Raw genomic sequence first — 13,556 nt, 5'->3', positions numbered from 1 at the left:
CCTTCGTCGTTACGCCGACGGCGTGGATGGCGCCGCCGACGCGGTGGCCGACCGTTCGGCGAGCCCAGGGAAGGCTACGCTCCCGCCGCGCCAGCGCACCGCGCGCACGGCGGCCTCCCGCAGCGCCTCGGCCGCCGCGGCCCGCCGCTCGCCGCCGGCCGACCGCACCAGGTCGGAGTACACCCCGGCCAGCCGGTCCTCCAGTTCGGCCGCCAGCCGCGCCGCCGCGTCCGCGTCCGGCACCGCGAACGGCAGCGCGTACCCGGCGGCCGCCGCGACCGGCTCGCCTCCCAGGTCCCGCACCTGCCGGGCCAGCGCGTCCCGTCGCGCCCGATGCGCGTCGTACGCCGCCTTCGCCTCCTTGCGCCGCCCCTCGGCGATCCGGCCGCCGACGACGCCGTAGCCGTACACGGCGGCGTGTTCGGCGGCGAGCGCCGCCTGCAGGGCCCGGAGGGCCGCGGCCTTTCCGCCGCCCCCGTCTCGCGTCGCGCTCACCGGTCACCCTCCGTCAGCAGGTACACGTGCGCCGCCCCGGAGGCCGCGACCGAGGCCAGCAGCCGCGCGAGTTCGCCCGGCGCGTCCAGCAGGGCCCGCGAGCGCCGCTCGACCAGTACCCGCTCGGCGGCGGCGAGCTGGGCCAGCGCGTCCTTCTCGTTCCCAGGCACGACCACACCCGGCGCATCCGGCCCCGACGGCGCCGGGGACGGCGAGCCCGACGAGCCACCGGCGGCCCTGCTGCCGGCCTCGCCGGCCGATTCGCTCGTATTCACGGACGATTCCCCCACCGGGTCGCGGACGCCTCGACCTTCACCCGCCTCGAACGCCGCCGCGTGCCGGGCGACTTCGCCCCGCAACGGCGTCAGCCGCTCGGCCAGTCCCGGGTGCGCCGCGAGGACGGCGTCGTAGTGCTCGACCAGGCCCCGGCTGTCCCGCGCCGCACGCGCCCGTGCCCGCCCGGCCGCGGACGTCCTGTGCCCGCCGGCACCGGGGGAGTCGGAGCCGTCGGAACAGCCGGCCAGCAGCACGGCACCCGCGGCCGAGGCGAGCAGGCTCCTTCTGCGCGGCCCGGGGGGCATGCGCGACGGTGGGGGCAGCGGCACGGGGGACATCCTCGGGGCTCGTACGGAATTCGGGGGCGGGACGGCACGCCCGTGATCACGGTACCCGCGCACCCCCGCGTCCTCGCTCAACGGCACCGGTGGGGCGGCGGGGTGGACGGCAACACCCCCCGGGACCGGATACCCTTTGTCAGACACGCGACCATCCCACAACAGCACACGCGGCCGAGGAGTCACCCGGATGAGCACCACCCAGAGCGAGAGGCTGCGAGAACTTCTGGAACCGCTTGTCAGCTCGCAAGGCCTCGACCTCGAAGAGGTCGCCGTGGACTCGGTGGGCCGCAAGCGTGTGCTGCGTGTCGTCGTCGACTCCGACACCGGAGCGGACCTCGACCGGATCGCCGATGTGAGCCGCGCGCTCTCGGCGAAGCTCGACGAGACGGACGCGATGGGCGAGGGGGAGTACACCCTCGAGGTCGGCACCCCGGGCGCGGAGCGCGCCCTCACCGAGCACCGCCACTACGTCCGCGCCGCGGACCGCCTGGTGAAGTTCCAGTTCCACGACGGCGGCGAACTCGTCGCCCGCATCCTCGACGTGGACGACGACGGCCTGGACGTCGAAGTGCCCGGTGTGAAGGGCCGCAGGGCCACCACGCGCCGGCTCGCCTTCGCCGACGTCGACAGGGCCCGGGTCCAGGTCGAGTTCAACCGCAAGGACAAGAAGGACATGACGGAAGAGGAGGAGGCGTAGCCGTGGACATCGACATGAGTGCCCTGCGGGGCTTGGTACGGGAGAAAGAGATCTCCTTCGACCTGCTGGTCGAAGCGATCGAGTCCGCCCTCCTCATCGCCTACCACCGCACCGAGGGAAGCCGCCGACACGCGCGCGTGGAGCTCAACCGGGAGACCGGGCATGTGACCGTGTGGGCGAAGGAGGACCCCGAGGATCTCGAGGAGGGCCAGGCCCCCCGCGAGTTCGACGACACCCCGTCCGGCTTCGGCCGCATCGCCGCCACCACGGCCAAGCAGGTCATCCTGCAGCGCCTGCGCGACGCCGAGGACGACGCGACACTCGGCGAGTACGCCGGCCGTGAGGGCGACATCGTCACCGGCGTGGTCCAGCAGGGCCGCGACCCGAGGAACGTGCTGGTGGACATCGGCAAGCTGGAGGCCATCCTGCCGGTGCAGGAGCAGGTGCCGGGCGAGACCTACCAGCACGGCCTGCGGCTGCGTTCGTACGTCGTCCGGGTCGCCAAGGGCGTCCGGGGCCCGTCCGTGACCCTGTCGCGCACCCACCCGAACCTGGTGAAGAAGCTGTTCGCGCTGGAGGTGCCGGAGATCGCCGACGGTTCCGTCGAGATCTCCGCCATCGCCCGCGAGGCCGGCCACCGCACCAAGATCGCCGTCCGCTCCACCCGCTCGGGCCTCAACGCCAAGGGCGCCTGCATCGGCCCCATGGGCGGCCGGGTGCGCAACGTGATGGGTGAGCTGAACGGCGAGAAGATCGACATCGTCGACTGGTCGGACGACCCGGCCGAGATGGTGGCGAACGCGCTGTCGCCCGCCCGGGTGTCCAAGGTCGAGGTCGTCGACATGGCGGCCCGGTCGGCCCGGGTGACCGTGCCGGACTACCAGCTGTCCCTGGCGATCGGCAAGGAGGGGCAGAACGCCCGCCTCGCTGCCCGTCTGACCGGCTGGCGCATCGACATCCGGCCGGACACCGAGCAGCCCGCACAGCAGGCCGGAGTGCAGCCCGCGGAATAACCGGGGGAATGGATTCAAGTCGCGTGCGGCTTGAATTACGACAACAACCGTTCGATTTTTGCCCCAAACGGGTGAGGTCAGTGCGGGGAGGTAGACTTAGCGGTGTCTGGCCGGACGCGTGCCCGTGCATGCCCTGAGCGCACCTGTGTGGGGTGCCGGGAGCGAGCGGCCAAAACCGAACTGCTGCGGACCGTGGCGGACGGGGGCGCATGCGCCCCCGATCCTCGCGGTACGCTGCCCGGCCGGGGTGCGTACGTACACCCCGCCCCGCTCTGTATCGACCAGGCGGTGCGCCGCCGGGCGTTTCCGCGGGCGCTGCGCGTCCCGGGGCCGCTCGACGTAATGGCGTTGCGCCAGTACGTCGAGCAGACACAAGGTTGCCGTCAGCAGGTGTGAGCTTGCTGAACAGGCAACACGCACGCAAGACGTGCCGCACGGAACCCCGTGCGGTCTGGTACCTCGCGAGTCGAAAGCAGGTCGAGATTGCGATGAGCACTCGATGAGTACGCGATGAGTACGCCCATGAACTAGCGACGGTCCGGACGCAACCCGGACCTCAAAGGAGCGAAGTGGCTAAGGTCCGGGTCTACGAACTCGCCAAGGAGTTCGGTGTCGAGAGCAAGGTCGTCATGGCCAAGCTCCAGGAACTCGGTGAATTCGTCCGTTCGGCGTCTTCGACCATCGAAGCACCGGTTGTACGCAAATTGACTGACGCCTTCCAGGGCGGTGGCAACGGCAAGTCCGCCGCCAAGCCCGCCCCGAGGAAGGCTGCCCCCAGGCCCGCCGCGCCGTCCCCGGCGCAGGCGGCCCGTCCGGCTGCCCCCGCGGCTCCGGCCGCCCCGAGGCCGCCGGCCGCCCCCAAGGCGCCCGCGGCGCAGCAGCCCGCTGCCCCGTCCTCTCCCGCGCCGGCTCCCGGTCCGCGTCCGACGCCGGGCCCCAAGCCCGCGCCGCGCCCGGCCCCGGCTGCTCCGGCCGCGCCCGAGTTCACCGCTCCGCCGTCGGCCCCGGCCGCCCCGAAGCAGAACACGCGCCCCGGTGCCCCCAAGCCCGGTGGCCGTCCGGCTCCCGGTCAGGGTCAGCAGGGCGGTCAGGGTGGCCGTCCCGGTGGCCAGGGTGGCCGTCCCGGCGCTTCCGCGCCGCGTCCGGGTGCCCGTCCGGCGGGTCCCCGTCCGGGCAACAACCCCTTCACGTCCGGTGGTTCCACCGGCATGGCGCGCCCGCAGGCGCCCCGTCCGCAGGGCGGCCCGCGTCCCGGTGGCGCCGGCGGTCCCGGCGGCGGTCCCCGTCCGCAGGCTCCGGGCGGTCAGGGCGGCGGTCCTCGTCCCCAGGGTCCGGGCGGTCAGCGTCCGTCTCCGGGTTCGATGCCGCGTCCGCAGGGCGGCGGCGCTCGTCCCGGTCCCGGTGGGCCCCGTCCCAACCCCGGCATGATGCCGCAGCGTCCCGCTGCCGGCCCGCGTCCCGGCCCCGGTGGCGGCGGTCGCGGTCCGGGTGGCGGTGCGGGTCGTCCCGGCGGCGGCGGTCGTCCGGGCGGCGGCGGCTTCGCCGGTCGTCCCGCCGGTCCCGGTGGCGGCGGTGGCGGTCGTCCCGGTGGCGGCGGCGGTTTCGCCGGTCGTCCCGGTGGCGGCGGCGGCTTCGGCGGCGGCGGTGGCCGTCCCGGCTTCGGCGGCCGTCCCGGCGGTCCCGGTGGCCGTGGTGGCACGCAGGGCGCCTTCGGCCGTCCCGGCGGTCCCGCGCGTCGCGGTCGCAAGTCGAAGCGGCAGAGGCGCCAGGAGTACGAGGCCATGCAGGCCCCGTCGGTCGGCGGCGTGATGCTGCCTCGCGGCAACGGCGAGACCATTCGCCTGTCGCGCGGTGCGTCGCTCACCGACTTCGCGGAGAAGATCAACGCCAACCCGGCGTCGCTCGTCGCGGTCATGATGAACCTCGGCGAGATGGTCACGGCCACGCAGTCCGTCTCCGACGAGACGCTGCAGCTCCTGGCCGACGAGATGAACTACACGGTTCAGGTCGTCAGCCCGGAGGAGGAGGACCGCGAGCTCCTCGAGTCGTTCGACATCGAGTTCGGTGAGGACGAGGGCTCCGACGAGGACCTGGTCGTCCGTCCGCCGGTGGTCACCGTCATGGGTCACGTCGACCACGGCAAGACCCGCCTGCTGGACGCGATCCGCAAGACGAACGTCATCGCGGGCGAGGCCGGCGGCATCACCCAGCACATCGGTGCCTACCAGGTCGCGACCGAGGTCAACGCCGAAGAGCGCAAGATCACCTTCATCGACACCCCGGGTCACGAGGCGTTCACCGCCATGCGTGCCCGTGGTGCGAAGTCGACCGACATCGCGATCCTGGTCGTCGCGGCCAACGACGGCGTCATGCCGCAGACGGTCGAGGCGCTCAACCACGCCAAGGCGGCCGACGTCCCGATCGTCGTCGCGGTCAACAAGATCGACGTCGAGGGTGCCGACCCGACCAAGGTGCGCGGTCAGCTGACCGAGTACGGTCTGGTGGCCGAGGAGTACGGCGGCGACACCATGTTCGTCGACATCTCCGCCAAGCAGGGTCTGCACATCGACTCCCTGCTGGAGGCCGTGGTCCTCACGGCCGACGCCTCGCTCGACCTGCGGGCCAACCCGAACCAGGACGCGCAGGGCATCTCGATCGAGTCCCGTCTCGACCGCGGCCGCGGTGCCGTGTCGACGGTCCTCGTCCAGCGCGGCACGCTGCGGGTCGGCGACACGATGGTCGTGGGCGACGCCTACGGCCGGGTGCGCGCCATGCTCGACGACAACGGCAACAACGTCGCCGAGGCGGGCCCGTCGACGCCGGTCCAGGTCCTGGGCCTGACCAACGTCCCGGGTGCGGGCGACAACTTCCTCGTCGTGGACGAGGACCGTACGGCCCGTCAGATCGCGGAGAAGCGTGCGGCGCGCGAGCGCAACGCGGCCTTCGCCAAGCGCACGCGCCGTGTGTCGCTGGAGGACCTGGACAAGGTCCTGAAGGCCGGCGAGGTCCAGCAGCTGAACCTGATCATCAAGGGTGACGCTTCCGGTTCCGTCGAGGCCCTCGAGTCCTCCCTGCTCCAGCTGGACGTCGGCGAAGAGGTCGACATCCGCGTCCTGCACCGCGGCGTCGGTGCGGTCACGGAGTCCGACATCGACCTGGCGATGGGCTCGGACGCCATCGTGATCGGCTTCAACGTGCGCGCCGCGGGGCGTGCCGCGCAGATGGCCGAGCGCGAGGGCGTGGACGTCCGGTACTACTCGGTCATCTACCAGGCGATCGAGGAGATCGAGGCGGCCCTCAAGGGCATGCTCAAGCCGGAGTACGAAGAGGTCGAGCTCGGTACGGCGGAGATCCGCGAGGTCTTCCGCTCGTCCAAGCTGGGCAACATCGCGGGTGTCCTCATCCGCTCCGGCGAGGTCAAGCGCAACACCAAGGCGCGCCTCATCCGCGACGGCAAGGTCATCGCGGAGAACCTCAACATCGAGGGTCTGCGTCGCTTCAAGGACGACGTCACCGAGATCCGCGAAGGCTTCGAGGGCGGTATCAACCTCGGAAACTTCAACGACATCAAGATCGACGACGTCATCGCGACGTACGAGATGCGCGAGAAGCCGCGCGCGTAAGCGCCCGGTTTTCGGAGACGGTCCGGTCCGGGGCCGGTCGACGGAGAGTAATTTCCGTCGATCGGCCCCGGCCGTTCGTTGTACGGTTCTGATGTCCCTGCCGCACGGACGGCGGGGCCATCGATCCCGTACCGGCGGGTGAACCGGATGCATACATGTATGTGGGGACGCTGTCCTTCGACCTCCTCCTCGGCGACGTACGGTCGCTGAAGGAGAAGCGCTCCGTCGTCCGCCCGATCGTCGCCGAGCTTCAGCGGAAGTACTCCGTGAGCGTGGCCGAGGTCGGTCATCTGGACCTCCACCGAAGGGCCGGGATCGGCCTGGCGATGGTGTCCGCCGACGCGGGGCATCTCACCGACGTACTGGACCGGTGCGAACGGCTGGTCGCCGGCCGCCCCGAGGTGGAACTGCTGTCCGTACGACGGCGCTTCCACGGCGAAGACGACTGACAGCAAGAATGCGGAAGAAAGAGAACGGGAGACGGACCAGTGGCCGACAACGCGCGGGCTAAGAGGCTGGCGGACCTGATCCGAGAGGTGGTGGCCCAGAAGCTGCAGCGCGGGATCAAGGACCCGCGGCTCGGTTCGCACGTCACCATCACGGACACCCGGGTCACGGGTGACCTGCGGGAGGCGACCGTCTTCTACACGGTGTACGGGGACGACGAGCAGCGGAAGGCCGCGGCGGCGGGCCTGGAGAGCGCCAAGGGCATCCTGCGCTCCGAGGTCGGCCGGGCCGCCGGTGTGAAGTTCACGCCGACCCTGGCCTTCGTGATGGACGCCCTCCCCGACAACGCCCGGGCCCTGGAGGACCTCCTCGCCAAGGCGCGCCAGTCCGACGAGAAGGTGCGCGAGGCGGCCACGGGCGCCACGTACGCCGGTGACGCGGACCCGTACCGCAAGCCGGGCGAAGAGGACGACGAGACGGACGACGCCGCCGAATGACCGCCAAGCACACCACGCCCGACGGCCTTGTCATCGTCGACAAGCCGTCGGGCTTCACTTCGCACGACGTCGTCGCCAAGATGCGGGGCATCGCCAAGACCCGGCGCGTCGGGCACGCGGGCACGCTCGACCCGATGGCGACGGGTGTCCTCGTCCTCGGCGTCGAGCGGGCGACGAAGCTCCTCGGCCACCTCGCGCTGACCGAGAAGGAGTACCTGGGCACCATCCGCCTCGGCCAGACGACCGTCACGGACGACGCCGAAGGCGACATCACCGCGTCCGCCGACGCCTCCGGGGTCACCCGGGACGCCGTCGACGCCGGGGTCGCCAAGCTGACCGGCGCCATCATGCAGGTGCCGTCCAAGGTCAGCGCCATCAAGATCAACGGCGTGCGGTCCTACAAGCGGGCGCGGGACGGCGAGGAATTCGACATCCCGGCCCGGCCGGTCACCGTGTCGTCCTTCGCCGTGTACGACGTCCGCGAGGCCGTCGCCGGAGACGGCACCCCGGTGCTCGACCTGGTCGTGTCCGTCGTCTGCTCGTCCGGCACGTACATCCGGGCTCTCGCCCGCGACCTGGGCGCCGGCCTCGGCGTCGGCGGCCACCTCACCGCGCTGCGCCGCACCCGCGTCGGGCCGTACAAGCTGGACACCGCGCGCACGCTGGACCAGCTCCAGCAGGAGCTCACCGTGATGCCGGTCGCCGAGGCCGCCACCGCGGCGTTCACCCGCTGGGACGTCGACGCGCGGCGGGCGAAGCTGCTGCTCAACGGGGTGCGGCTCGACATGCCCGAGGAATACGCGGAGGCTGGCCCCGTCGCCGTCTTCGACCCGGAGGGCGCCTTCCTGGCGCTGGTCGAGGCGCAGCGCGGGAAGGCCAAGAGCCTGGCCGTCTTCGGCTGACGCGGTACGGGACACGGGATTCGGTCCCCGGGACACGGGATTCGGTCCCCGGTCCCCGGTCCCCGGACCCCGGCCCATGGGACACGGGAGGGGTGCGTGCCCCTCCCGTGGAGCGGCGGCCCGTGAGGACCACCGCTGCCGCCGCTCCACCGCCCCCCTCGGTTCCCCCACTCCTAGGGTGCGTCGGCCCGCCCTCCGCCATTCACCCGTCCGGCCGGGCGCCAGGAGCACAACGGGGGAGCGGAAGGGGGCGCGTTCGTGAACCCGTCCGTGCCGGTGATCACCACGCACCTACCGTCGGGCCTGGGCTCGGCGGGGAGGTACGGCGATGACGGCGCAACGAGGTCCGCGCGACGGCGACGCGGCACGCGATCCGAGGTGCGGCGCGTCCGGCGGCGCGGCTCGCGGAACGTGGGGTGACCCGGGCCGTCGGGCGTGCGACTCCGGGCTCGTGCGGCTGGCCGACGGGGAGGGGCGGCTGCGGGGCACCGGGTTCGTCGCCGACCACCACGGCACCGTCGTCACCAGCCACGAGGCCGTCGACGGAGCCGACCGCCTGGTGGTGACCGCCGCCGGGGGCCGCAGCTGCGCCGTGAGCCCGGAGGCGGTGACGGCGCTGCCCGGCCTCGACCTCGCCCTCGTCCGCACCGAGGGCCTCCGCGTCGGGCCGCTGCCCATGACCGTGCGGGAGCGGATCGAGCCCGGCACCTACGTGTGGATCGTCGCCGGCGGCCGGCGCGAGGCGCGGGTGCTCGGCACGGCCCCGGCCGTGTACGCCGGGGCCGAAAGCCGCCACATCCTGGACGACGCCCTGGAGCTGGCGCTCGGCACGGCCGGGTGCGACGCGCTGCGCACCGGTCGCGGCGCGTGCGGGGGACCGGTGTTCGACGCGACGACCGGCGCCGTGCTCGGGGTGCTCGGCACCGCGCTCAGCTCCGCCCACCGGGACGTCGGCTTCGCGGCGCCGCTGCGGCCTCGGGAGGGCGCCCCCGCCGCCGTGCGCCCGCTCACCGCGCTGCTCGCCGAGAACGCCGCGACCGTGCCCGCGTACGGCGCCGACCTGAACCTCGCCGGGGTACTGGAGCTCACGGCCACCTCGGTCGGCCAGGACGGGCCGTGGGCCGCGCCCTCCCGGCCCGGCGCCGTCGAGCCGGTCGAACGGGCCGCGCCCGCCGCCGCGTTCACCGGGTTCGAGACCGGACACGCCGCCGTCCTCGCTCTCGTCGGGGCGCCCGGCAGCGGACGTACGACCGAACTCGCGGCACTCGCCGCCCGCCGGAGCCGGGGAGCCGCGCCCGCACCCACGCTGTGGCTGCGCGGCGCGGACCTCCGCGCCGACGACACCTCGGTCGCCGACGCCGCCCGCCGCGCCCTGGAGCGTGCCGCGCGTATCGTCGCCGCGGCCCGTGCCGTGTCCCACGCAGCCGCGCGCACCGGTCTGGGCGACGTCACCCCCGAGCGCCTCGCCCGGCTGGCCCAGGGCGCCGGGCGCCCGCTGCTGCTCCTGCTGGACAGCCCCGAGGAGATGCCGCCGGGGGCGGCCCACCGGCTCTCCGCCTGGACGACGGGCACGGCCGACTGGCTCCGCCGGACCGGTGCCCGGCTGGTGGTGGCGTGCCGGGCGGAGTACTGGGAGGCGGCCGGGGCGGCGGTCCCGGCGGACCTGCTGCACGGGGAGAGGACGGCGGGCGCCCCTCTTCCCGCCTGTGTGCCGCTGGGTGACCTCGACGCGGGGGAGGCACGGCGGGCGCGGGCGCGGTACGGAATTCCCGACGGGGTGCTCGGCGACCGGGACGCCCGCCATCCGCTCACGCTGCGCCTGCTGTCCGAGGTGCGGGCGGCGCTGCCGGACGGGGGCGTGCTGCCGGGTGGGGTCGTGCCCCGGGGTGCGGCCGTGATGTCCGGCGGGGGCGTGGCGCCGAACGGGGGCGCGATGTCGGGTGGGGCTGTGGGGTGCGGAGGGGGCGTGGTGCCTGGTGGGGCTGTGCCGGGTGCGGGGGTGCTGTCGGGTGGGGCCCGGGTGCTTGGCGGGAACGTGGTGCCGGACGACGTCGGGCTGCCCGGTGGGGGTGGGGGGTGTCTGGATCGGCACGACGTGTTCGGTGCTCACCTCGATCTGATGTGTCTGCGTGTCGCTGTCCGGCTCGCCGCCGGGAACGGGCTGCGGGGCGGCGCCGTCCGCAGGCTGGCAGCGAAGGTCGCCGGGCAGGTGCACGAGGCCGCCCGGCGCAGCCTCGGGCCCGGGCAGGGCGAGCTGGAGCGGGCGGCGTTCGAGGACGTGTTCCCCTGGGGGCCCGCGCCGGACCGGCTCGGCGGGGGCACCGGCTGGGCGTCCGCCGTGCTCGCCGAGGGCCTCCTCGTGCCCGCGGGCACCGGGTACCGCTTCGCGCACGAGCAGTTCGCCGACTGGATCCAGGGAACCCATCTCGACCTGGACGAGGCCCTGCGCACCCTGGTCCACCGCCGCGGCACCGGGGACACCGCCCGCCCGCTGCCCGTGCCGCACCACCGCATCGGGCCCGTCGTGCAGGCCCTCCTCCTGCTGCCCCGCCCGTACGGACCGCAGCGGCTGGCGGCGCGGCTGGAGGAACTGGTGGGCGCGCTGGACGCCGACCCGGAGAACTGGTGGGCCGCCCGGCTGCTCGCCGGGACGCTGCCCCGCCTGTCCGACGCGACGCCGTACGTGAGACCGCTGCGCCTGCTCGCCCGGTGGCTCTTGGCCGGCCGGGAGCGGGAGCGGGAACGAGGACGGCAGCGGGGACGCGTACGGGATCAGGGGCAAGCCGTGCTCGCGGAGTTCGGACCCGGCTTCTGGGACGCACTGGCCATGCCCGACGGCCTTCGCTGCGAGCTGCTGCGCGAGCTCGTGCGCGCCGACGGGCCGCCGGAGGAGCCGGGCGGGCCGCGTTTCCTCGACGCCACCGCACGGCTGCTCGGCGCACGGCCCGACGCCGTACAGCCGCACCTCGTACGCTGGCTCGGCGACGAGCGTCGGCTGCCCGCCACGCCGCGGGCCACCGTCGGCGCGGCGGCGCAGGCGCTGCTGCACACCCACCGGCACCGCGCCCCGGACGGCCTGACCGAGGCGCTCGCCGGCAGCGCGGAACCGCGCGCCGCCGAGCTGCTCGCCGTACTCGCCCAGGACGAACCGTCCGCCGTGTGCCGGGCCGTCGACCGCTGGGCGCACGACGAACGCCCCGGGCGCCGGGCCGCGGCCCTGAGGTACGCGCTGCGGGCCGCGCCGCACGTGACGACCGAATCCGACCGCATGCTGCTGCGCTACGCCGCCCTCGCCCTGCTCGCCCGACCTGCCGACCACGCCCTGCGGGGCGGCGCGCTCGCTCTCCTGGTCCGGGACCCGCACACCCGGGCCCGGCACCTGCCGCAGGCGCTGCGGCACTTCACGGCCGGCGACCCGCTGTTCCCGCCGGGCGCCCTCGCCGACGCGCTCGTCACCCACCCCGACCCCGTTCTCGACGCCTTCCGGGAGCGGCTGCGGCTGCCCGGTGCCCGGCCCGCGCTGCGCACCCTCGCCGACGCCGCCACGCCCGGCCTGGCACGCCGGGTCGCCGCCCTCGTACAGGAGGCCGCCGAGCTGCGCCCCGAGACCGCCGGGGCCCTCGCCGCGTACGTCGACCGCCGCCTCGACCAGGGGGCCGCCGCGCGTGCCGTGCTGCTGCCGCTGGTCGGCTCGCTGCTGGACACCGGCCCCGAGCCGGTGCGGGCCGCGCTCGCCGGGATCATCGGCGCCCCCGGCGCGCCCGCCTCCCGGCCCGTGCGTCGCGAGCTGTGCGAGGCGCTGCTGGCCCGAGAGGACGAGCCGGCCGTCCTCGACGCCCTGCTGCGCGGCGCCGCCCGGCACGACGGCGCCGACCTGCGCGACCTCGTGCATCGCACCGGCCTGCGCCTCGTACGCACCCCCGAGGGCGCCGCCCGCTTCGGCCTCGCCCTGACCGACCTGAGCAGGCACGTGCCCGGCTTCGCCGCCCGCGTGACCGGCTGGCTGACCGGCACCCCCGGTGACTGGGCGGCCCTCGTGAGCCCCGCTGCCCGCCGCACGATCGAGAGCCTGGCGGGCGGACGCGTCCCCGCCTGAGCCCCCGCGCGCGTACCCTCCGTCACAGCCCCATGCCGGTGCGGGCCGGACCGCCCCGGCATGGCACCCTTAGACCTGCGTACGAGGCACCACGGACACGGGTTCGACGAGTTTGCGACAAGGAGCATTCACAGTGCAGCGCTGGCGTGGCTTGGAGGACATCCCCCAGGACTGGGGGCGCAGCGTCGTCACCATCGGCTCCTACGACGGAGTCCACCGCGGACACCAGCTGATCATCCGGCACGCCGTGGACCGCGCCCGCGAGCTGGGCGTGCCCGCCGTCGTCGTCACCTTCGACCCGCACCCCAGCGAGGTCGTCCGGCCCGGCAGCCACCCGCCGCTGCTCGCCCCGCACCACCGCCGGGCCGGGCTGATGGGCGAACTGGGCGTGGACGCGGTGCTCGTCCTGCCGTTCACCACGGAGTTCTCCAAGCTGTCCCCGGCCGACTTCGTCGTGAAGGTCCTGGTCGACAAGCTGCACGCCAAAGCCGTCGTAGAAGGCCCCAACTTCCGCTTCGGGCACAGGGCCGCGGGCAACGTCGACTTCCTGGCCGAGCAGGGCAAGGTCTACGACTTCGAGGTCGACATCGTCGAGCTGTACGAGTCCGGCGCGGCGGGCGGCGGGGCGCCGTTCTCCTCCACCCTGACCCGGCGTCTGGTCGCCGAGGGCGACGTCGAGGGCGCCCGGGAGATCCTGGGCCGGCCGCACCGCGTGGAGGGCGTCGTCGTCCGGGGCGCGCAGCGGGGCCGCGAGCTCGGCTTCCCCACCGCCAACGTCGAGACCCTCCCGCACACCGCGATCCCCGCCGACGGCGTCTACGCGGGCTGGCTGCACGCCCAGGGCGAGGCCATGCCCGCCGCGATCTCCGTCGGCACGAACCCGCAGTTCGACGGCACCGAGCGCACGGTGGAGGCGTACGCCATCGACCGCGTCGGCCTCGACCTGTACGGGCTGCACGTCGCCGTGGACTTCCTGGCGTACGTGCGCGGTCAGGCGAAGTTCGACACCCTCGAGGCGCTGCTGGAGCAGATGGCCGAGGACGTCAAGCGGTGCCGGGAACTGGTGGGGACGGCGGAGGCGTAAACGCCGCAGGTCCGGGGGACGGCCGGGTGCCCGGCTGATCGGCCGGCCCGCGGCCGGCCCGACGCCCGGCCGGCCCCCCGGACCG

General features: G+C 74.2%; 11 protein-coding genes. 9 read left to right on the top strand and 2 right to left on the bottom strand.

All coding sequences use genetic code 11. The features are described 5' to 3' along the window. Nucleotides 1–9 precede the first annotated feature (9 nt). Both ABZ354_RS17475 and ABZ354_RS17470 read right to left on the bottom strand, forming a co-directional pair. Nucleotides 10–495, bottom strand: coding sequence for a ferritin-like domain-containing protein (locus tag ABZ354_RS17475; RefSeq protein WP_358657573.1), 486 nt, complete (start codon nucleotides 493–495; stop codon nucleotides 10–12). Beyond that, nucleotides 492–1,100 carry a hypothetical protein gene (locus ABZ354_RS17470; RefSeq protein ID WP_358657571.1) on the bottom strand — a complete coding sequence of 203 codons (609 nt, stop codon included), beginning with the start codon at nucleotides 1,098–1,100 and terminating at the stop codon, nucleotides 492–494. The genes ABZ354_RS17475 and ABZ354_RS17470 overlap by 4 nt, the downstream gene beginning before the upstream one ends. Before the next feature lie 199 nt (nucleotides 1,101–1,299). Here ABZ354_RS17470 and rimP point away from each other — a divergent pair, with 199 nt between their 5' ends. The 9 genes from rimP to ABZ354_RS17425 all read left to right on the top strand — a co-directional run bounded on the left by rimP (nucleotide 1,300) and on the right by ABZ354_RS17425 (nucleotide 13,471). After that, entirely contained in the window at nucleotides 1,300–1,809 is a 510-nt protein-coding gene (gene rimP, locus ABZ354_RS17465; RefSeq protein ID WP_358657569.1) for a ribosome maturation factor RimP, read from the top strand. A gap of 2 nt (nucleotides 1,810–1,811) precedes the next feature. Further along, complete coding sequence (gene nusA / locus ABZ354_RS17460; protein ID WP_358657567.1) at nucleotides 1,812–2,822, top strand: transcription termination factor NusA; 1,011 nt, start codon at nucleotides 1,812–1,814, stop codon at nucleotides 2,820–2,822. A gap of 102 nt (nucleotides 2,823–2,924) precedes the next feature. Next, the gene (locus ABZ354_RS17455; RefSeq protein WP_358657566.1) at nucleotides 2,925–3,218 is read left to right on the top strand and encodes a YlxR family RNase P modulator; all 294 of its coding nucleotides are present in this window, start codon (nucleotides 2,925–2,927) and stop codon (nucleotides 3,216–3,218) included. Nucleotides 3,219–3,391: 173 nt separating this feature from the next. Continuing rightward, a complete protein-coding gene (infB, locus tag ABZ354_RS17450) occupies nucleotides 3,392–6,445 on the top strand; it encodes a translation initiation factor IF-2 (protein WP_358657564.1) in 3,054 nt (1,017 codons plus the stop codon). Between the two features lie 155 nt (nucleotides 6,446–6,600). After that, nucleotides 6,601–6,894: a DUF503 domain-containing protein gene (locus ABZ354_RS17445; RefSeq protein WP_358657562.1), complete on the top strand. Its 294-nt coding sequence runs from the start codon at nucleotides 6,601–6,603 to the stop codon at nucleotides 6,892–6,894. Nucleotides 6,895–6,933: 39 nt separating this feature from the next. Next, nucleotides 6,934–7,389: a 30S ribosome-binding factor RbfA gene (rbfA, locus tag ABZ354_RS17440; protein WP_358657560.1), complete on the top strand. Its 456-nt coding sequence runs from the start codon at nucleotides 6,934–6,936 to the stop codon at nucleotides 7,387–7,389. Next, complete coding sequence (gene truB / locus ABZ354_RS17435; protein WP_358657558.1) at nucleotides 7,386–8,291, top strand: tRNA pseudouridine(55) synthase TruB; 906 nt, start codon at nucleotides 7,386–7,388, stop codon at nucleotides 8,289–8,291. The genes rbfA and truB overlap by 4 nt, the downstream gene beginning before the upstream one ends. A 451-nt stretch (nucleotides 8,292–8,742) precedes the next feature. Next, complete coding sequence (locus ABZ354_RS17430) at nucleotides 8,743–12,387, top strand: serine protease (RefSeq protein WP_358657556.1); 3,645 nt, start codon at nucleotides 8,743–8,745, stop codon at nucleotides 12,385–12,387. 133 nt (nucleotides 12,388–12,520) lie between these two features. Beyond that, nucleotides 12,521–13,471: a bifunctional riboflavin kinase/FAD synthetase gene (locus ABZ354_RS17425; protein WP_358657554.1), complete on the top strand. Its 951-nt coding sequence runs from the start codon at nucleotides 12,521–12,523 to the stop codon at nucleotides 13,469–13,471. Nucleotides 13,472–13,556: the final 85 nt, after the last annotated feature.

Origin of the sequence: Streptomyces sp. NPDC005925, from assembly GCF_040638805.1 — a bacterium.
In the GTDB taxonomy this organism is placed as follows: domain Bacteria; phylum Actinomycetota; class Actinomycetes; order Streptomycetales; family Streptomycetaceae; genus Streptomyces.
Note: the sequence above shows the minus strand (reverse complement) of the source record. Positions and strands in the feature narration are given on the sequence as shown.

Coding starts and splice junctions, on each gene's coding strand:
- rimP (WP_358657569.1), top strand. CDS start 1,300: ATGAGCACCACCCAGAGCGAGAGGCTGCGAGAACTTCTGGAACCGCTT.
- ABZ354_RS17445 (WP_358657562.1), top strand. CDS start 6,601: ATGTATGTGGGGACGCTGTCCTTCGACCTCCTCCTCGGCGACGTACGG.
- truB (WP_358657558.1), top strand. CDS start 7,386: ATGACCGCCAAGCACACCACGCCCGACGGCCTTGTCATCGTCGACAAG.